The sequence below is a fragment of the Acinetobacter bohemicus ANC 3994 genome (assembly GCF_000367925.1).
Classification (GTDB): Bacteria; Pseudomonadota; Gammaproteobacteria; order Pseudomonadales; family Moraxellaceae; genus Acinetobacter; species Acinetobacter bohemicus.
In genome coordinates, this window is the sequence record NZ_KB849176.1 from 224,116 (window position 1) to 243,320 (window position 19,205).

General features: G+C 40.0%; 18 protein-coding genes. 6 read left to right on the plus strand and 12 right to left on the minus strand.

The window, feature by feature from the left end:
* Window positions 1–105: 105 nt before the first annotated feature.
* The 4 genes from F994_RS13840 to F994_RS13855 form a co-directional block, all read right to left on the minus strand.
* Window positions 106–960, minus strand: coding sequence for an SPFH domain-containing protein (locus tag F994_RS13840; RefSeq protein WP_004651173.1), 855 nt, complete (start codon window positions 958–960; stop codon window positions 106–108).
* 14 nt (window positions 961–974) lie between these two features.
* Window positions 975–1,448: an NfeD family protein gene (locus tag F994_RS13845; protein ID WP_004651174.1), complete on the minus strand. Its 474-nt coding sequence runs from the start codon at window positions 1,446–1,448 to the stop codon at window positions 975–977.
* A gap of 98 nt (window positions 1,449–1,546) precedes the next feature.
* On the minus strand, window positions 1,547–2,464 hold the full coding sequence (locus tag F994_RS13850; protein ID WP_004651175.1) for a patatin-like phospholipase family protein: 918 nt from the start codon (window positions 2,462–2,464) through the stop codon (window positions 1,547–1,549).
* A 69-nt stretch (window positions 2,465–2,533) separates the two neighbouring features.
* Window positions 2,534–3,157, minus strand: coding sequence for a lysophospholipid acyltransferase family protein (locus tag F994_RS13855; RefSeq protein ID WP_004651176.1), 624 nt, complete (start codon window positions 3,155–3,157; stop codon window positions 2,534–2,536).
* A 145-nt stretch (window positions 3,158–3,302) separates the two neighbouring features.
* On the opposite strand from F994_RS13855, the gene F994_RS13860 reads away from it, so the two are divergent.
* The 5 genes from F994_RS13860 (at window position 3,303) to F994_RS13880 (ending at window position 9,737) form a co-directional block, all read left to right on the plus strand.
* Complete coding sequence (locus F994_RS13860; protein ID WP_004651177.1) at window positions 3,303–4,550, plus strand: MFS transporter; 1,248 nt, start codon at window positions 3,303–3,305, stop codon at window positions 4,548–4,550.
* Window positions 4,551–4,820: 270 nt separating this feature from the next.
* The gene (locus tag F994_RS13865) at window positions 4,821–5,927 is read left to right on the plus strand and encodes a porin (protein ID WP_004651179.1); all 1,107 of its coding nucleotides are present in this window, start codon (window positions 4,821–4,823) and stop codon (window positions 5,925–5,927) included.
* A gap of 128 nt (window positions 5,928–6,055) precedes the next feature.
* Entirely contained in the window at window positions 6,056–7,726 is a 1,671-nt protein-coding gene (locus tag F994_RS13870; protein ID WP_004651180.1) for a phosphoethanolamine transferase, read from the plus strand.
* A 10-nt stretch (window positions 7,727–7,736) separates the two neighbouring features.
* Window positions 7,737–8,414 carry a DNA-binding response regulator PmrA gene (locus F994_RS13875; RefSeq protein ID WP_004651181.1) on the plus strand — a complete coding sequence of 226 codons (678 nt, stop codon included), beginning with the start codon at window positions 7,737–7,739 and terminating at the stop codon, window positions 8,412–8,414.
* Between the two features lie 18 nt (window positions 8,415–8,432).
* On the plus strand, window positions 8,433–9,737 hold the full coding sequence (locus F994_RS13880; protein ID WP_034697355.1) for an ATP-binding protein: 1,305 nt from the start codon (window positions 8,433–8,435) through the stop codon (window positions 9,735–9,737).
* Window positions 9,738–9,764: 27 nt separating this feature from the next.
* Here the strand turns inward: F994_RS13880 and F994_RS13885 are convergent, their stop codons facing one another.
* Window positions 9,765–10,448 (minus strand): phosphatase PAP2 family protein, encoded by a 684-nt coding sequence (locus tag F994_RS13885; protein ID WP_004651183.1) that lies wholly within the window; start codon window positions 10,446–10,448, stop codon window positions 9,765–9,767.
* A 213-nt stretch (window positions 10,449–10,661) separates the two neighbouring features.
* On the opposite strand from F994_RS13885, the gene F994_RS13890 reads away from it, so the two are divergent.
* Complete coding sequence (locus tag F994_RS13890) at window positions 10,662–11,348, plus strand: HAD family hydrolase (protein WP_004651185.1); 687 nt, start codon at window positions 10,662–10,664, stop codon at window positions 11,346–11,348.
* Between the two features lie 125 nt (window positions 11,349–11,473).
* Here the strand turns inward: F994_RS13890 and F994_RS13895 are convergent, their stop codons facing one another.
* The 7 genes from F994_RS13895 to F994_RS13925 form a co-directional block, all read right to left on the minus strand.
* Window positions 11,474–12,661: an ammonium transporter gene (locus F994_RS13895; protein ID WP_004651186.1), complete on the minus strand. Its 1,188-nt coding sequence runs from the start codon at window positions 12,659–12,661 to the stop codon at window positions 11,474–11,476.
* Between the two features lie 525 nt (window positions 12,662–13,186).
* Window positions 13,187–13,912 carry an amino acid ABC transporter ATP-binding protein gene (locus tag F994_RS13900; RefSeq protein WP_171065358.1) on the minus strand — a complete coding sequence of 242 codons (726 nt, stop codon included), beginning with the start codon at window positions 13,910–13,912 and terminating at the stop codon, window positions 13,187–13,189.
* Window positions 13,913–13,926: 14 nt separating this feature from the next.
* Window positions 13,927–14,610, minus strand: a complete 684-nt coding sequence (locus F994_RS13905; RefSeq protein WP_004651188.1) for an ABC transporter permease subunit — start codon at window positions 14,608–14,610, stop codon at window positions 13,927–13,929.
* A complete protein-coding gene (locus tag F994_RS13910; RefSeq protein WP_004651189.1) occupies window positions 14,610–15,353 on the minus strand; it encodes an amino acid ABC transporter permease in 744 nt (247 codons plus the stop codon). The genes F994_RS13905 and F994_RS13910 overlap by 1 nt, the downstream gene beginning before the upstream one ends.
* Window positions 15,354–15,420: 67 nt before the next feature.
* Entirely contained in the window at window positions 15,421–16,362 is a 942-nt protein-coding gene (locus F994_RS13915) for a transporter substrate-binding domain-containing protein (RefSeq protein WP_004651190.1), read from the minus strand.
* Window positions 16,363–17,178: 816 nt separating this feature from the next.
* Complete coding sequence (locus F994_RS13920; RefSeq protein ID WP_004651192.1) at window positions 17,179–18,348, minus strand: sterol desaturase family protein; 1,170 nt, start codon at window positions 18,346–18,348, stop codon at window positions 17,179–17,181.
* Window positions 18,349–18,552: 204 nt separating this feature from the next.
* Entirely contained in the window at window positions 18,553–19,083 is a 531-nt protein-coding gene (locus tag F994_RS13925; protein ID WP_004651193.1) for a hypothetical protein, read from the minus strand.
* Between the last annotated feature and the right edge of the window lie 122 nt (window positions 19,084–19,205).

Here is a 19,205-nt window from a genome sequence, read left to right on the forward strand (position 1 = left end):
TAACGCGAAATTTAAGCATAAATTCACAATGATTGCAGAGTTTTTCGCAATTGAAATAAAAATAGACAGCAGATGCTGTCTATTTCATAGAAAAAATGGCTTTGTTTAAGAGTTACGACCCATTACGCCGCGAATGGTATTCATGATGTCGGCAGGTAAGACCACCGTTTTAGCATTGTTGGATTTGGCCATGTCTTGCATGGCTTTTACATACTGTTCACCCAGCAAATAGGCAACAGGAATTTCTTTATCGCCGACTGCGGAAGTGATCATTTCAATGGCGCGTTGCGATGATTCCGCCAAGACCACTTGTGCTTCAGCATCACGACGTGAAGCCTCTAAACGACCATCTGCTTCTAAAATAGCGGCTTGTTTTTCACCATCTGCTTTGGTCACGGTTGCACGGCGTTGACGTTCAGCCGCAGCTTGCGCTTCCATCGCCGATTGCATGGTGCTTGATGGTTGAATATCTTGAATTTCTACGGTTTTGAGTGTAATCCCCCAATCTGAAATATCATCAGAAATGGCGGCTTTTAATTTTGCTTTAATGTGATCACGAGATGACAATGCATCATCTAAATCCATTTCACCAACAATTGAACGCAGTGAGGTCTGTACCAAATTTTGAATCGCCCAGGTATAGTTTTCAATACCGTAAACCGCTTTTTCTGGTGTGGTAATATTGATATATGCCATGGCATTCATCAGTAAAACGGCGTTATCACGGGTAATCACTTCTTGAGAGGGAATATCCATCACGATGTCTTTGGTGGTGACTTTATAAGCCACTTCATCCACATAAGGAATGACAAAATTGAGACCCGGTGTCAGGGTGGTATGGTATTTACCTAGACGTTGTACAATCCATTTATAACCTTGCGGAACAATACGCACACCTTTAAAAATGGTGACGCCTGCAAAAACCAAGATGGCTAAAACAATAATAGATCCACCAGACATGTTATTTCCTCACTTTATATATTTTCATTGTGTGAATTGTGGGGTTTAACCACGAGATCATTGCCGAGAATATCGACCACGCGTACACGATCACCCACCTGAACGGGTGCTAAAGTACGACAGTTCCATTCGTCAGAGCCTAAAACCGGCATGGGGAAACGTACCGTAATTAAATCGTGTTCCATATTAATTTGAATGACCATGCCGACTTGACCAAGGGTCGCTTCACGCGATAAACCTGCTTTGGTTTTATCGGTTGAAAGAGGCTTGATAAATTTAAACCACAGTAAAGTGCAAAGGATGGATAAGATAATCCAAGTGATGAGTTGGGTGGTGAAGCCCATCATCGGGAACATCCAGAATAAAACACCCACCATGATGGCTGCGATGCCAAACCATAGTGCAGCAAAAGCGGGCAGTACTAATTCAGAGAGCATCAGTACAACACCCAATACAAACCAATGCCAAGGTTCGAAAGCAAATTCCATACATCTACTCGTGTATTGTAAAATTGATATAGATAACTTAAGTGTCTATATCAATTTAGCAGATGAATAAGTCTTTGAATATTAAAAAAGGATCTTTTTTATATTTTAGCTTTTGGCGCAGGTTTGAACGCAGCGGGAGATTTTTTAAAATCGGTAATCATTTTTTCAATGGCACGAATTTTCAGTTGCGCTGCTTTTTCACCTTCAAGGATAGACTGATTGCTGGCTGTTAAATCCAAGGTGCCTAAATGTCCCACTTTCGGTTGAATGACAATATTGGCCTGACTTAGCTCTTCGTTAATGCTTTGTTGTCCCATAATGTTAATGGTTTGGTCCAGTAAGCCCCACATATTCAGTGGCTTGTCGCCAACAGGACGTGCAGAAATATCAACGGCAATGACAAGATCTGCGCCCATTGCTTTCGCGGTTTTTACAGGAATTGGACTAACTAAACCGCCATCCACATATTTGGTTCCTCCAATTGTGGCAGGGACAAAGACATTGGGAATACTGCATGATGCACGAACGGCTTGACCAGCATTACCTTTAATAAATTCAGCTTTACGCCCATTGTCTAAACGGGTCGCCACCGCTGCAAAGCGAATGGGGAATTGTTCAATGGGTTTGTTGGCAATGTGCTTGTTGACATAGTTTTGCAGTTTTTGACCTTGCACAATGCCTTGACTATTTAAGGTTAAATCACGAATGTCAGCTTCTTTTAAGCTCAGGGCAATTTGTTGTAGTTGGAAGGGTGTTTTACCGCTGGCATAGATACTGCCGACAAAGCTACCCGCACTGGTGCCTGTGACAATTTTCGGTTTAATACCATGTGATTCCAAAACTTTAAGTACCCCAATATGGGCAAAACCTTTGGCACCACCGCCACCCAGCGCAATTGCAATCACGGGTTCACGTGCTTTTAGGGTGGTCGTTTGCGGTTGGGTTTTTACAGCTTTATCACAGCCCATTAGGCTGAGTCCAAGTAGACCAATTAAAGCATAGGGTACAAATTTCATAGTTGGGATTGGGTATTAAATAGACAAAAAGTTGCGCGTATGAGATCAGATAATGATCATCTTAACCAGCTATTTTTTTATACGATTTTGTAACGGTCTGGCTAACCAATTCGGGTTTTTCGGAGAAAACTTACCAATGTATAGATTTAAGATCTGCTCTAAATCTGGTTCATAATCGCCAGTGGGTTGAAACACACCTATGCAATGAATGGTTTTGTGCGCATAATCAAAAGAAAACATCACAATGGGAATATGCGCGCCCACAGCAATACGATAAAAACCACTTTTAATGGTCTCCGCCCGTTTGCGTGTCCCTTCAGGTGCCATGCCGACCCAAATTTGGGCTTGAGTATTAATGAAATCGATAATTTGCTGGGTTAATCCTTGTTGTGCATTGCGTTGCACTGGAATGACGCCAATCCAGTTGAGTAATGGCTTCAAAGGTGTTTTAAATAAAGTATGTTTGCCAAAAATGGTAATTTTAATACCCAGTCCGAGCAATGCCGTAAACCCATACCACGCATCAATATTTGAGGTATGCGGAGAAATAATGGCGACTGCTTTAGGCAAGTTTGGAAATTCACCTTTAAAATGCCAGCCTTGGGCAAGAAATAGGTTTTTAAAAATATTTCGGCTTAAGCAGTTACCGCGAGCAGGAACCCGATCGGGTAAGGTTGGAAAATATTTGTCCATAGTCTTTTTCTTCTTCTTGACAAAACTGTATCGCATTTTAAATATGTTAAGCTTTTGTAAAATAAGATTCATTGTCAAAATGTAAACCATACTTCTGCTGGCTTGATAACAATCATCAATCTCGGTTTGATCATAAGGCCAGACTATGCCAACTACACGTCACATTTATTTGTTGTTGTTCTCTTTATATTGGGCACAAGGCTTACCTGTCGGTTTTATGACCCATGCTTTACCTGTGATTTTGCGTGCGCAAGGCGTGTCATTGGCACATATTGGTGGTTTTGGCTTATTGATGTTGCCGTGGTCAATTAAAATTTTTTGGGCACCCTTGGTTGACCATTTTGGTTATTCAGCCTTTGGACATTATCGGAGCTGGATTATTCCGACTCAGCTTTTGAGTGTGATCGTGCTCATTGGTTTATCCTTTTTACCCATACAGGCTTTAAATCAACCCGAATATTTGTTGGCTTTTTTTGTGGCTTTGCTCAGTATGAATGTGGTGGGGGCAACACAAGATATTGCCACCGATGGCTTAGCGGTGAATCTGCTTAAAAATGAACAGCAACATTGGGGCAATACCTTTCAGGTGGTGGGTTCACGCTTAGGTTTCATTGTCGGTGGTGGTGCTATTTTATGGGCACTGGATGGGTTAGATTGGCAAAATACTTTTTTAGTTTTGGCAGGACTGGTGCTGTTAAATACCTTGCCCATTTTATGTTTTAAAGAACCGACACACTTTAAAACTTCTCAGCACGTGACTGACCAAAGCGTATTTAGCTGGAGCAAAGTCAAAGATTATGTATCTTATTTTCATCAAAGCCGTCATCTGTTTTTATGGTTGATGGTATTGATGACTTTTAAAATCGCCGATGGTTTGTCTGGCCCTTTACTGAAACCATTAATGATTGATCTGGGGCTGACATTTTCGCAAATTGGCATTTATGTGACCATGCTTGGCGCGTTGGCTGCATTAATGGGGGCAGGTATTGCAGGAATCAGCCTGAAATATATGTCTCGTGCAAATGCGCTATTGAGTTTTTCTGTTTTGAAAATTTTGAGTTTGGCTGCCTACACATGGTTAGCCTTTCAGTATGAAGCAAAACGGCAAATCGAGACGTGGATCATTTATTTGATTAATGCCTTGGAAGATATGATTTCAGCCATGCTCTTGGTCATCATGCTGACTTTAGTGATGCAATATAGCCGTAAGCATTTGGCAGGCACAGATTTTACTTTTCAGGTGGCACTACTGGCAACGGTCAGTGGGGGACTGTATAGCCTGAGTGGCATATTCGGTGATCTATGGGGCTATGCTCACTATTTAACAGGTATCACCTTGTTGGCGCTGATGTGTTTATTGCCTATTCTTCAATGGAAAAAGAGCATTTCATAATTTGACGGGTTAAATTTTAGCGATGTTATGTCGCTGATTATCTGATTTTTGAAAGATTGAAAATTAGTTGAAATCTTCGCTTTTTCAATGCTTTTTCAATTATTTAAAAGTAGTTCATCCAAATGCTCAATGCTGTAAAAGTTTTTTAATTCAAATTAATATGCATTAAAAATCTAAGGATTAAATAAGATAAGTTAATAAAATTTAAATCATTTTTTAAAATATTTCTAAACAGTAACATCTGTTACAAAATAGTTTAGGGGTATTGATATGAAAACCAAAATTGCAGCAGCAATCGCTTTAACGTTATTGGCCGGATCTACATTTGCAGCACCTACTTTGTATGGCGAAATCGACGCAAGTTTAGATTACTTACCTGAAGATAATGCGACCAAGTCCGACAGTGATGTTTGGGAACTGAGTTCAAATAGTTCTTTTATCGGGATTAAAGGGGAAGAAAAGCTCACTGAACGCTTAAATGCAGTTTATGCAATTGAATGGGCGTTTAATGCCGATGGTGAAGGGGCTGACTGGGCTAAACGTAACCGTTTTGTCGGCTTAAAAGACAGTAAATTGGGGACTTTAAAAGTTGGTGCACATGACACGCCATTAAAACAATTTTCAAGCGTGGTCGATACCTTCAATAACTATGTGGCAAATAAAGCAGATGTCAGTGGTATTTTTACCGGTGAAAACCGTGTCGCAAATGCTGTGGTGTATGAATCGCCTGCAATTGCATTGCCTACAGGTGCAATTAAAGTCAATGCATTATTGGCGACAGGGGAAGCCAGTGCAATTAAGTCGGACAATGGTGTGGTGAAAACCGCAGGTCGTGGTTTAGGTGATGCATGGTCGGCTTCGGTGGCTTATGAAAGCCCTGCTGTCATTGCAGGTATTGCTTATGATAAAGCAATTCCAAGTAACTTCCTTGGACGTGGTTTTGTCAATGCTTCAGAGCCACAAGTCACAGGTGGTTCATTATTTGCTGCCGCGAATACCATTCGTGCCATTGGTCGAGTGAATGTACAGGGTGGTTTAGCACTTAAAGCCTTATATCAAACCTCTGAAGTGGAACAAGCCGAAGGCAATGCAGTGGGGACTGAATTTATTGATGAGGCGCAAGGTTGGTTAGTGGGTGCAGAATATAATCTTCCAACGGCTAAAGCGTGGACAGTCAAAGCCCAATATAGTCAAAATAGCACCAGTTTTAAAAATGCGAGCGCTGATTTAGATGCCGAGCAAATTTTTGCAGGTGTAGATTATGCATTTAATAAACAAGTGAAAGCTTATGGTTATGCAGGTTATTTAACCCTTGAACGGGGTAATGCTGAAACCAAGCAGCCTGTGGTTGGTACGGGATTAGAATTTAAGTTTTAATCGGTATTGAATTTATATTGCTGATTTTAAGTGAAAAAAAGGTGATGTTTAGATCACCTTTTTTTATTTAAGTCATTTTTAAGTTTGGCGTTTTAAATTAAAGTATCAGTAAAAAGATTAGCCATAAAATGATACTCAATACGCTTGTCCAGATACGGCATAAAATTAAGCCAATTTCTTTAAGCCATTTTAATTTATTGCTCGCGATTTGGTTGGGCATGGTACTCAATGTGGCTTTTTTTCAAAAAATTTATAATTTGACCCCTTATCAAGGTCCGAAAGCCTATTTGTTTTTAGGGGCGACGGTACTGGTGATTGTGGCCCTGTATAACTTTATTTTTCAGCTCTTGAATTGGAAATGGACAGCAAAGCCGATTACGATTGCGCTGTTGTTTATCGGCGGTTTTGCTTCTTATGCCGTGACGTCTTTGGGCGTGCTTATTACCCCAGATCAAATTCAAAATTTGATGCAAACAGATGCTTCGGAAGCACGTGATACGTGGTCATGGCATTTAGTGCTATGGACGTTCGGGATGATCGTATTGCCGATAATTGTGGCTTTGATGGTCAAAATTAAACCTGAACCTATCGTTCGTCAACTCTGGACAAAAACACTGGCTTCGGTGCTTTCCTTGGCGATGATTGGTGGACTGTTATTTGTTTTTTATGTTGATTTTGCAGCAATTTTTCGTGAACATCGTGATTTAAAGAGTATGATTTCACCACAAAATATGATTTCATCATTCGCCTCATATTATAAAAAGAAAACCCCGAAGGAAAATTTACCTTTAGTGACTTATGGTGAAGATGCACATTTGCTTGAGCAAGTGGGCGCACAGCAGAAACCGAAATTAATGGTTTTGGTGGTGGGTGAAACGGCTCGTGCAGAAAGCTTTTCTTTAAATGGTTATGCCAAAAATACCAATCCTGAATTATCTAAATTGGATATTATCAATTTCAATAATGTCAGTTCATGTGGTACAGCAACCGCTGTTTCAGTCCCGTGTATGTTTTCAGGCATGCCACGTAAAGACTATGATGAACAGCTTGCCAGTCACCGTGAAGGGCTACTCGATATTGCACAGCGTGCAGGCTATAAAGTCACTTGGATTGATAATAATTCAGGTTGTAAAGGGGCTTGTGATCGTGTTGAACAGTATCAAATTCCACAGCAGATTAAAGACAAATGGTGTACTAAAGATGGGGAATGTCATGATGAAATTTTGGTCGACAGTTTAAAAACTTACCTTGCCAATATTCCTCAAGCCGACAAGACACCGCGCCTTATTGTATTACACCAAATGGGCAGTCATGGACCCGCTTATTACCAGCGTTCAACTGCCGCTTTTCAGCCCTTTAAACCGAGTTGTGATAGCAATGCCATTCAAGGTTGTAGCAGTACAGAACTATTAAATAGTTATGATAATTCAATTGTTTATACCGACCATGTGTTAAGTTCACTGATTCAGCAATTAAAAGCCAATAGCACGTTTCAAACGGGGTTTTGGTATTTATCCGATCATGGTGAATCAACGGGTGAGAGTGGTATGTATTTACATGGCGCACCTTATGCGATTGCACCGACACAGCAGACGCATATTCCAATGTTAATGTGGTTTTCAGCAGAGTGGAGCAAACAAAATTCTGCGCAAATGACTTGCTTAGCCCAACAAAAAAGCAAAGAATTGAGTCAAGATAATTTGTTTCCAAGTTTGCTCAGCTTATTGGATGTAAAAACGCAGGTCATTGATGAAAAACATAATATGTTGCAGCAATGTCAATTGAAAACAAAGGCGTGAGTTTAAAAGCATGACTAAAATATTAATGATTGAAGATGATTTTATGATTGCTGAATCAAGCATGACGTTATTGAAATATCAGCAATATGATGTGGAGTGGGTGAATAATGGCATTGATGGTTTAAAAAGGCTAAGCCAAGATAAGTTTAATATTGTTTTACTTGACCTAGGTTTACCTATGATGGATGGTATGCAGGTGTTAAAACAAATTCGACAACAATGGCCTGCTTTACCTGTGCTGATTATTTCCGCCCGTGACCAATTGCAAAACCGTGTTGATGGTTTGAATCAAGGTGCCGATGATTATCTGATTAAACCGTATGAGTTTGATGAATTGTTGGCCCGTATTCATGCTTTGTTACGCCGTAGTGGGGCAGAATTGGCGTTACATGACAGCCCACAAATTTTACGTTATGCCGATTTGGTCTTGGATGTCGAACAGCATATTGCCAAATATAAGGGGCAATATATTGATCTGTCGAATCGTGAATGGGCGATTCTGATTCCTTTGGTCAGTCATCCGAATAAAATATTTTCCAAAGCGAATTTAGAAGATAAATTATATGACCTAGATAGTGAAATTAGCAGCAATACCATTGAGGTATATGTTCATCATTTACGTGCCAAACTCGGTAAAGATTTTATTCGCACCATTCGTGGATTAGGCTATCGACTTGGACAACTATAAGGTCAGCAACTGGTGCAATTGCAGTATTCATTAAAAAAACGTCTGATCATTTATATTTCTATTTTTAGTATAGCCTTAGGGTGTTTACTGGTCTTTTCTGCGTATCGGATTTCGCTCGAAGAAATTGATGAAATTTTAGATGCGCAGATGCAAAATTTAGCTGAACGTGTCGCAACACATGACCCTGAACCGATTAAAAGTCACTTTGATCAAGCCAAGCATTATCATGAAGAAGATTTATTTGTCGATGTTTGGTCTTATGCCAACCAAGACCATCAAAATCATGCTTTAAATTTATTGGTACATCCTGTGCAAAAAGCAGGTTTTTATACCCACAAAACAGAACAAGGGAATTGGCGTACTTATGTTCTACCTTTAGAACATTATCAGATTCAAGTCAGCCAGCAACAATCGACCCGCCAGCATTTGGCCTTAGAACTTGCAGGCAGTATGTTTATTCCTTATTTGCTGTTTATGCCTTTTGTGATTTGGGGCTTAAGCTGGATTATTAGTCGCAGTTTACAGCCTTTAGATGATTTTAAAGAGGAAGTAGCACATCGAGATTCAGACGAATTAAGTGCAATCCAATTCAATCATTATCCTGTTGAAATTGTGCCGACCATTATTGAAATGAATTATTTGTTTGAGCGTATTTCACAGTCACAACAAGAACAGCGCCAATTTATTGCCGATGCAGCACATGAACTGCGTACACCCATCACGGCCTTAAATTTACAAATGCAAATTCTGCTGAAACAACTTCCTGACAATCCAGATTTACAGAATTTAAGTAAAGGCTTAATCCGCATTCAGCATTTGATCAGTCAGTTACTCAATTTGGCGAAACAAGATGCTTCAATTTTAGAGCTTGAGACCAAACAGCCGTTTTTACTGAATCAGGTTGCGGCCAATTGTGTCGAGCAATTGATTCACTTGGCGATGCAAAAAGAAATTGATTTAGGTATGGAGCGCCAAGACAATATTGTGCTGCACAGCCAAGAATCAGCCGTACATTCGATTATTTTTAATTTGATTGATAACGCGATTAAATACACCCCCAATCAAGGGGTGATTAACGTATCTGTATTTGAACAGGCGGGTTTTGCCATGATTCAAATTGAAGATAGTGGGCCGGGTATTGCCCCTGAATTACATGAGAAAATTCTAAAACGTTTTTATCGGGTCCATCATCATTTAGAAATAGGCAGCGGTTTGGGTTTGTCGATTGTCGATAAAGCCACAGAACGATTGGGGGGAACCATCTCCTTTGGCCAGAGTGCAAGTTTGGGTGGCTTACAGGTCAATGTGCAATTGCCACTATAGCGCTACATGACTTCGGCAGATGAATGCTTAGGGTTGCTCTTGGACAAGATTAAATTTTTTATCATATAAGAGATAAAAAATGACATTTATTAACCAAATAATCCATGCTGTCCACAAATTATGACTTAAAAAATGGGCGCCTCGCATCATCTGTGCCCAACCCATGGCAAAACCCAGAATCAAACCCGAGAACAGAAAAAAATAAGCACGTTTTTGATTGGATTGGCGAAAGACAAAATATCCGGCCATGAGTGCAAAGCCTGTGGAGGCATGTCCACCGGGGAAACAATGGCCTTTGGTGGTGGAAAAGTCCCAAAAGAAACCTTGCGGTGTAGGAATCGTGGTATTCCACGGGCAGGCATGGGCAGATTGGGATTTTAATAGCCCAATGATTGAGGTCGAGAAAATGACCATGGCAAAGAAATAGCCATAGTTCCAACGTAGCGATTTTATGGTTTCAAATTTGAAAGAGCCTAGCCAAAGCAGCAAAAAACTGGCATAGACCAAAATCAACAGATCTTTGACATAACGATGATTGAGCTCCGCTAAATACCAGTTATCTCGCAATAAAAACTGTCCTGATTTACTTACCCACGGGTCAATCAAGGCAAGATCCAGTGAACCACCGATAGGAAAGCATACCCAAAGTATGCAGAAGCTCATGACCAAAAAGCAGCCTTGATAAAGAGTGAAGCGTTGCTTATCGTACATAGAAAAGATCAATGGATTTTATTTGTGTTATTACAACAACAAAAACTTAATTGAGACTTAACTGTTGACCCAACGGCTTTGCTCAATCTTGAGCAAAGTAGTGCTGCATTTGCTTTAGGTTGTAGCGAATCGTCATAAGCATATGCAGGAAACAGCATAATCCAAGATATTTTCAGTGCTACATTAGCCAATAAAATTTGCGTAGATTTTAAAATGACGATTCGTGCAGTTTTGTTTGATCTTGATAATACTTTAACCCATCGTGATCAAAGTATTGTCGCTTATAGTCAGCATTTGGCTGATCACTATCAACACCAATTACAGCATGATGAGCGCAATCTAATTCAGTCGATTATTCGCCGTATTGATCATGGTGGATACCCTAAAAAAGAATACTTAACTCATCCGAGTATTGCTGCTTCTGTGGCCTATGCGTTACAGCAAGAATTAAGCTGGAATAGCTTGCCAGATTTGGATGAATTATCGCAGTTTTGGTTTCAGCAATTTGGACTTTCAGCCGTAGCGATGCCGGGGGCAAAAAGTCTATTAACCGAATTAAAGCAGCGTGGTTACAAACTGGCCGTGATTTCGAATGGGGGGCATGCAACGCGATTAAGCATTTTACAAGGATTAGGTTTTAGTCATTATTTTGATGCAATTGTCAGTTCTGGCTTGCTGGGGATAAGCAAACCGAATCCTGAGATTTTTCTACATACCAGCCGTCAATTGGGTGCGTCTGCACAACATTGTCTTTATGTTGGTGATCATCCGATGAATGATATACAAGGTGCAACCGATGCTGGAATGACGGCGATTTGGTTGGAAGGTTTTCATGATGCGGGTGAACATCGCCCGATAAACAGGATTCAAAATTTAGCTGAGATTAAGCAGTTTTTATAGGCTTTATTTTTTGGTCTTTATGCGCTTATTTTGCTGTTTGTGACAATGTGAGAATAATAGTTTGAGTATTGATATAGGCAAAAAAAAGCGACTCTTTCGAGTCGCGCTGAAAATCAAAATAGGATTTAAAACATAGCATCTTCTGAATTAGCTGAAATTTTATGGATGGATAAGTCCGCACCACGAAATTCATCTTCTTGGGATAAACGAATACCCATGGTGGCTTTAAGTGTACCATAAACCAAAAAGCCGCCAGCAAGTGCAATGCCAATTGCAAGCAGAGTACCAATTATTTGAGAAATCATGGAAACACCACCGAGTCCACCGAGCCATTTTTGACCAAAAAGTCCAACAGCTAAGCCACCCAATGTACCACATATACCATGTAGTGGCCAAACACCCAGTACATCGTCAACTTTAAGTTTATTTTGCGTGTAGGTAAAGAGTTTCACAAAAATCATGCCTGCAACTGCTCCAATTATAAGCGCCCCAACAGGATGCACCACATCAGAACCGGCACAAATCGCCACTAAACCTGCCAATGGACCATTATGTAAAAAGCCAGGGTCATTTTTACCCATAAAGTTTGCTGCAATGGTGCCACCGACCATCGCCATCAATGAATTGATAGCCACTAAACCTGAAATTGCATCAAGACGCTGTGCGCTCATCACGTTAAAACCGAACCAACCAACGATTAAAATCCATGAACCCAGTGCTAAAAAAGGAATAGAAGAAGGTGGGTGCGCACTGACACGACCATCTTTTTTATAGCGACCATGACGGGCGCCGAGTAAAATCACAGCGACTAAGGCAATCCATCCTCCCATTGCATGAACCACGATGGAACCCGCAAAATCATGGAAATTGGCACCAAAAGTCGTTTCTAACCACTTTTGTAGTCCAAAGTTGCCATTCCATACAATCCCTTCAAAGAAAGGGTAAATTAACGCCACTAACAATAAAGTTGCAATCGCTTGCGAGCGCATTTTGGCACGTTCAGCAATACCACCTGAAATAATGGCCGGAATAGCTGCGGCAAAAGTCAGTAGAAAAAAACAGCGCATCAGGTTATAGCCATGATCTGCGGCTAAGGTTGTCCCCATATGGAAAAAATGTTGTCCATACGCAATATAATAACCGACAAAAAAGTAAGCGATGGCAGAAAGGGCGAAGTCCGTTAGAATTTTACTTAGCGCATTGACTTGGTTTTTATGGCGCACAGTGCCGAGTTCCAAGAATGCAAAACCTGCATGCATGGCTAAAACTAAAACTGCACCAAGAAGGAGAAAGAGTAAATCTGTATTTTGCATTTTATAGCCCCATTCTAGTGCGTTAATTCACAAAAAGAAGTTTAGTATAACGATGTGATGGTTTTCGTGAAGATGTTCGAGAAAGGGAAATTTTGATTAAGCTGTGCTAAAAAATAACAAGACTCGATATAAAGCAAGGTTGTGCACCATATTGGCATTCATGCATTTTTTTGGAGCATTTTTAGTAGAAGGGTGTTTTTATAAGATATTGAATATTAATAATAAAATATAAAAACTTGGTTTGGCTGAAGCTCATGTTTTTTTAAATGTAAATGCTGTCGGTTGAAAAAAAATATTCAAAAGATAAAAATAATTAAAAGATAAGCTCTAAAAATGCATTTTGATGAGGCTGTTTTAGCGGTTTTTATCATCCATTATGGTGCATTTTGAAAATTATTTTGATTTCGCAATTTAACTAAAAAGAGGGAAGCGATAAAAATCCAGTAATGCACTGTTTGCTTTCGAATAATGAAATCACAATAAAAAAGCAGACCCTTTGATCTGCTTTTTTGAATGCTTTTTACTTTAATGCAAAATTTTATTGAGGAATTGCTGAGCACGTTCGCCACGTTGGCTGTTAAAGAACTCATTCTTGGTACAATCTTCGACAATTTTCCCTTGATCCATGAAGATCACTCGATTGGCAACCTGACGGGCAAAGCCCATTTCATGTGTTACACACATCATGGTCATACCTTCTTTGGCCAGACCCACCATCACATCAAGTACTTCATTAATCATTTCAGGGTCAAGTGCAGAAGTCGGTTCATCAAACAGCATCGCAATCGGGTCCATACTTAAAGCACGGGCAATGGCAACACGCTGCTGTTGTCCACCTGAAAGTTGGGCAGGGAATTTATCGGCTTGAGCACTCAGCCCAACACGGTCTAAATAGGCTAAGCCTTTTTTCTTGGCTTCGGCTTCAGAACGTCCCAAGACTTTAATTTGGGCAATGGTTAAATTTTCAGTAATGGTTAAATGTGGAAACAGTTCAAAATGCTGAAATACCATACCCACACGGCTGCGTAATTGGTTTAAATTGGTTTTTGGGTCTTTGATGGAAATGCCATCCACCACAATATTGCCTTGCTGGAAGGCTTCTAGGCCATTCACTGTTTTAATCAGGGTCGATTTTCCTGAACCAGAAGGCCCACAGACCACCACAACTTCACCTTGGTGAATTTGCGTATTGCACTCTGTGAGTACCTGAAATTTGTCGTACCATTTACTCACGTTCTGAATGTCGATCATCACTTTGTTATCATTCATACGCGTAACCTTCTTTGTAATTTTTTAACGGCATAGGTTGCCAAAATACTAATGGTGAAATACACCAATCCTGCAAATATAATGTATTGCGTCAGTAGTGACATCAGATCACCACGGACATAGTTGGTTCTGAAAAAGTCTAATAAACCGATGGCATACACCATGGTTGAATCTTGGAATAAAATAATGGTTTGTTGTAGCAGCAAGGGCGTCATTTTACGAAAGGCTTGAGGCAAGATGATTAAGCGCATTGATTGCCCATAACTCATGCCTAAAGCTGAAGCCGCAGCAGATTGCCCACGTGGAATAGACTGAATGCCGGCACGGACAATTTCAGAAAAGTAAGCTGCTTCAAACAGCATAAATGCCACAGTACTCGAAACCAATGCCGTATCAATAGTTAGGTAATTTCCTGTGATTGCAGTATATAAAAAAGGGACTGCAAAATAGAACCACATCAAGACCAAGAGCAAAGGAATGGAACGAAACAGGTTCACATAACCTTGCGCGATAAAGTTCAGCACTTTACTGGAAGATAAACGCATTAAAGCCAGTAGCGTACCAATAAAAATACCACCAATGGTCGCAATGACCACAACTTTTAAGGTAATACTAAAACCATGCCATAGCGCAGGTGCAGAACTTTGAAAATCATTAAAAAATGCAGTTAGCCATTCCATTATTTAGCTCCTGCAATTAAACCCGGGACATGCAAACGTTTTTCTAGCAAAGTCATTAAGGTAATTAAACAAACATTAATCACAATGAAAATGAGCGTGACGTAAGTATAAATCTCGATGGTATTTTGGGTGTATTCACTGATGGTTTTCATCTGTGAAATAATTTCAGCCACACCGACCAGTGATGCAACCGAGGTATTTTTGACACAGTTGGTTAATTCTGAACTTAGGGGTGGCAAAATGGTGCGAAACGACTGGGGTAAAACAACATAACGATAAAGCTGCGTTGTATTGAATCCCATCGCATAACCCGCATTAATCTGTCCTTGTGGTAAGGCTTCAATCCCTGTACGTACCTGTTCACAAACCCGCGCGGCGGTAAAGAGTCCAAGACCGACACTGGCAGAAATCAGTGCTGTGGTGTTGGCACTTAAGTCATTAATCCACCAATCATGAATAGCGCTGGGTAAAAAGTTGGGAACCACATAAAACCAGATAAATAATTGAATCAGTAAGGGCACATTACGGAAAATGGTGACATAGGCTGTGCCAATGGTACGTGCAGTTTTATTGGGCAAGGTACGCATGATGCCGAGAATACTTCCGAGCACCATTGCAATGCTCCATGCGACAATAGCAATGACCAATAACCAACCAAGACCAATTAAAATCCAGCTTAAATAGGTGCTATCGCCGACACCTGTGGATTGCCATAAAACGCCCCAATTCCAACTATAATTCATAGCAACTCCCGATAAGTATCGGGCAAAGAATCCATTCTGCCCGATGCTACATATTATTTCTTAAGGATTATTGATCGCGATCATGCGGTGCGCTAATGAGAGCTTTCAATTGTTCTGACATTGGGAAGTTTAGGTTAATATTTTTTGGTGGAATCGGTTGCTGGAACCATTTTTCATACATTTTGTTGATTTCACCAGAGCTGTAGGTGGCTTTAATCGCACTATCGACTGCTTGTTTAAAGCCAGTATCACCTTTACGTAACATACAGCCATAAATTTCGTGGATAGGTGCAGTCCCGACAATTTCCCATTTGTCTGGCTCAGCGGCTTTGGATTTTTCACCGGCAAGCAAAATATCATCCATCATAAATGCGGCAGCACGACCGTTTTGCAACATCAAGAAAGATTCAGCATGGTCTTTGGCAGAAATAATTTCACCAATGCCTAATTCTTTTTCGTGCTGACGGATATAACGCTCAGACGTTGTTCCTGCTGTGGTGACCAGTTTTTTGCCTTTTAAGTCAGCAAAATCTTTTACACCTGAATTTTTAGCTGTCAGTAGACGTGAACCGACTTCAAAATAACCCACAGAGAAATCAACTTGCTGTTGGCGTTCTTTGTTGTTGGTGGTTGAACCACATTCAAGGTCAACCGTTCCGTTTGAAACCAATGGAATTCGATTTTGACTGGTGACAAGGTTATAACGCACTTTTAAATCTGGCATATTCAGATCTTTTTTCAGTGCTTCAACCACTTTCATTTGTAAGTCATGTGCATAGCCAACAGGTTGGGTTGGATTGTCGGCAATATAAGAGAACGGAATAGATGAGTCTCGGTAACCCAGTACAATGGTGCCCGATTTTTTAATTTTATCGAGTGTGCCAGAAGTACTGGCATCTCCAGCAGGTTTTTCGCCCGATGCTGGTGCTTTATTATCGCTACAAGCACTGAGTCCAAGCATGAGCGCGCTTGCACAAAGTAGAGAGGTCATGGTGCGTTTCTGTGTCATGTATAAAACTCCATTTTGTGTTTTTCATTATCATTTGCTGTCATTGTTACTGATGAACCGTCAATCAGCGCCTGAATCCATCAAGCTTTTTTGTCTGTGTCAAAAAACACATCGAATTTCATCTTAAGCGAGATTTGAGGGATTGCTCAAGTAAATTTTTTTACGGATTTGTTAACGGTAACTCTTTAGGATTTAAACAGTTTTTATGAACAGCAAATTACGATAAAAGTACAGCACAATATATGCCAGCTATGTCCATTTTTAAGTTCAGCTTAGACAAAAGATAAAGACTATTTGTCTAATCGGGCTAATTTGCTAAAAAAAATACAGCGGTAGGATGAATGGGTAAATCGCTTAAATAATTTTTTTATTCAATATTGAGGATGGTTTGGGTGATGCCATTTTTGTCAGATTAAACGGCATTTGAATATTGATGATGATTTGCACAAAAAACTGCAAGCTTGAATCAATTTAGGATAATTTTTTAGACTGTACTGGACATGCTTAAAGAGCGAAAAATTAAAGATGCAGCTAGAAATGTTTACCTTCTTGAAGCCACAAATGTTGATACAGCGTATAGAAAATAAAAAAGCCCTAGTCAGCTAATGCTGATTAGTTAAGCCTAATTTCATTTTTACTGATTGATAAATCTTTCCTCTTGCGAAGCAATGCTGCTCATCTTTACAAAAGAGGGGAATGCTTTTGAATAAAAGCCTATTCTGCATTCAAAATACTCCCTCCTTTGAAAAAGGAGGGCTGCGGAGGATTAAAAAATTCTTAACTGACTGGCATTACCTAGTCAGCAGGGCTGTGGAATTAATCTTTTTTAATGTCAGATGAATTGCCAAAACGTTTTTTGACGCGGTTGACATATCTTTTAAATGGCCAAGTAAATTGCTTCACAAAGCTGTTTGGAATTTTATAACCAACGGTGCCATACACACTGGCAAGGTGATTGGGCAGATACACACTTTTAAAAATGACATCGTAAAGCGGAATGAATGCGGCATAATTTTTATCAATCGCGGGCTTTTCTGAAGAATGATGCCAATGGTGAAATTCGGGTGTGGCAATGATCCAGCGTAAATAAGGAAAACGAAAACGCACATTAGAATGGATAAAAATGGCGTGAAAAGAAATAAAGATTAAATAAGCAAACACCGCCGAGGTATGAAAACCTAAAAGAAAAATAGGCAAAGTGGCGATAAATCGGGTCATCAGTACTTCTACAATATGCAAGCGTGAAGATGCTAGCCAATCCATATGTTCCGTAGAGTGATGAATGGCATGAAAACGCCACAGGAAATTGACCTCATGCATGGCGCGGTGCAGCCAATAGGTGGTGAAATCGACCACTATGAGCAACTCAATAAACTGTAGCCAAATGGGCTGCGCTTGTACCAGTGGAACAATTGGATTATTTGGAATATGGGTAATCCAATACTGAATGGGCATGACGGTTAAAAAACTAAACAGCTGAATACCGACATGGCTAAACATGAAGTATTTCATATCCGTCACCCAACCGACACGTAGAATTTTCTGTTCAGGATTTTTGGCAAAAAAGCCTTCTAGCGGAATAAAGACCAAAGCCAGAATAAACAGTGTCAGCACAAAATAATCGAAGCCTGCATAGAAAGGCAGACTGGGCAGCACGGGCGCTTTAATCACACCACAGCCCAGAACAGCAGCAATTAACGCAAGGCATAGACCATAAAAACCATAACGGTTTTGACGGGCAATGGCACTGAATGCGCCAAATCCTGCACTGATCACAATGCCCGCCATCAGGCTAAAATAAAACGCATCATAATGCTGTGTATACAGTGGTCGAAGCTCTGGTGTGGTCAGTACGCTGGGAAATAAAAAACACAATGCGCCAAATAAGCAGAGAAAAGCTGTGGACATAGAAATAAAGGCACTGATTTTACCGAGTCCGGCATTTAGTTCTAGGTTTTCGAATTTGGCTCTGAGTTGATCAGTCATGGGGGAATATCAAAATTTATTATTGTCTATGCTGTGAATGTTAACAAAAATTGATCAAGGATGTAAAAATTCTCATAAAGGTGGTCGATGATTAAGCTAGGTAGTGGTCAGTGCCATATAGCAGATAGTCTATTTAAAAAGACATCATGCTTGGCTGTAAATCAAAATGATTTTTAGCTGCTAGTACTCTTATTCGGTTGTGGTTTAGGAATAGTTGGTTTCTATTTTTTCAATGATTTTTGAGGTGAACTGGTCAATTTTCTGTGCATGTTGAATTAAATTTTGTTGATGCTCGATCCATTTTTGTTCTGAAGGCAGACGTAAATGTTGCGATAAAATTTCTTCGGAATGAAAAAGTTCAAAGGCCAGTTGGTTGAGTTGTTCATCGTAAATATTACTATGCACAAAAATGTGCAGCTCTTTGGCAAAGACAGGAATCAGGTTTAAATATTCAGACTCTAACGTTTTAATTGCATCTATTTCACTCTTTTGTTGGTGCTGAAACTGTTGAAGAAAGGCAAACGTGCTATTACGAAGTTGGTAAAGTGTGGGCAGTAAGGTAATAAAAAACTTTTGTTTTTGGTTTTCCAGAGTTTGCTGTTCATATAAGCGTTGTTTACGGTCAAAATGAAGAGGAACCGCAACGGCGACAAAGATTGCAATGACTGAACCCAGAGCTTGTACCCAAGCAGCAAGTTCCTGATTAAAAATAAGATTGGCTTGTGTGAGTGCCATATTTTCCTCATGGTTTTTTTGTTATACAAAGCCTAGTCTATGTTGGATTGCTAGTTTAATGAAGGATAATTTTCTTATTACTAACAAAGCCTTGGTGGTACTTTATAAAAGCATCATTAGCT

Excerpts from the sequence above, each read along its gene's own strand:
- F994_RS13890 (WP_004651185.1), top strand. The coding sequence starts at position 10,662 with ATGACGATTCGTGCAGTTTTGTTTGATCTTGATAATACTTTAACCCAT.
- F994_RS13915 (WP_004651190.1), bottom strand. The coding sequence starts at position 16,362 with ATGACACAGAAACGCACCATGACCTCTCTACTTTGTGCAAGCGCGCTC.
- F994_RS13875 (WP_004651181.1), top strand. The coding sequence starts at position 7,737 with ATGACTAAAATATTAATGATTGAAGATGATTTTATGATTGCTGAATCA.
- F994_RS13860 (WP_004651177.1), top strand. The coding sequence starts at position 3,303 with ATGCCAACTACACGTCACATTTATTTGTTGTTGTTCTCTTTATATTGG.
- F994_RS13850 (WP_004651175.1), bottom strand. The coding sequence starts at position 2,464 with ATGAAATTTGTACCCTATGCTTTAATTGGTCTACTTGGACTCAGCCTA.
- F994_RS13865 (WP_004651179.1), top strand. The coding sequence starts at position 4,821 with ATGAAAACCAAAATTGCAGCAGCAATCGCTTTAACGTTATTGGCCGGA.
- F994_RS13920 (WP_004651192.1), bottom strand. The coding sequence starts at position 18,348 with ATGACTGATCAACTCAGAGCCAAATTCGAAAACCTAGAACTAAATGCC.
- F994_RS13910 (WP_004651189.1), bottom strand. The coding sequence starts at position 15,353 with ATGAATTATAGTTGGAATTGGGGCGTTTTATGGCAATCCACAGGTGTC.
- F994_RS13840 (WP_004651173.1), bottom strand. The coding sequence starts at position 960 with ATGTCTGGTGGATCTATTATTGTTTTAGCCATCTTGGTTTTTGCAGGC.
- F994_RS13925 (WP_004651193.1), bottom strand. The coding sequence starts at position 19,083 with ATGGCACTCACACAAGCCAATCTTATTTTTAATCAGGAACTTGCTGCT.
- F994_RS13870 (WP_004651180.1), top strand. The coding sequence starts at position 6,056 with ATGATACTCAATACGCTTGTCCAGATACGGCATAAAATTAAGCCAATT.
- F994_RS13885 (WP_004651183.1), bottom strand. The coding sequence starts at position 10,448 with ATGTACGATAAGCAACGCTTCACTCTTTATCAAGGCTGCTTTTTGGTC.
- F994_RS13905 (WP_004651188.1), bottom strand. The coding sequence starts at position 14,610 with ATGGAATGGCTAACTGCATTTTTTAATGATTTTCAAAGTTCTGCACCT.
- F994_RS13855 (WP_004651176.1), bottom strand. The coding sequence starts at position 3,157 with ATGGACAAATATTTTCCAACCTTACCCGATCGGGTTCCTGCTCGCGGT.
- F994_RS13895 (WP_004651186.1), bottom strand. The coding sequence starts at position 12,661 with ATGCAAAATACAGATTTACTCTTTCTCCTTCTTGGTGCAGTTTTAGTT.
- F994_RS13845 (WP_004651174.1), bottom strand. The coding sequence starts at position 1,448 with ATGGAATTTGCTTTCGAACCTTGGCATTGGTTTGTATTGGGTGTTGTA.
- F994_RS13900 (WP_171065358.1), bottom strand. The coding sequence starts at position 13,912 with ATGATCGACATTCAGAACGTGAGTAAATGGTACGACAAATTTCAGGTA.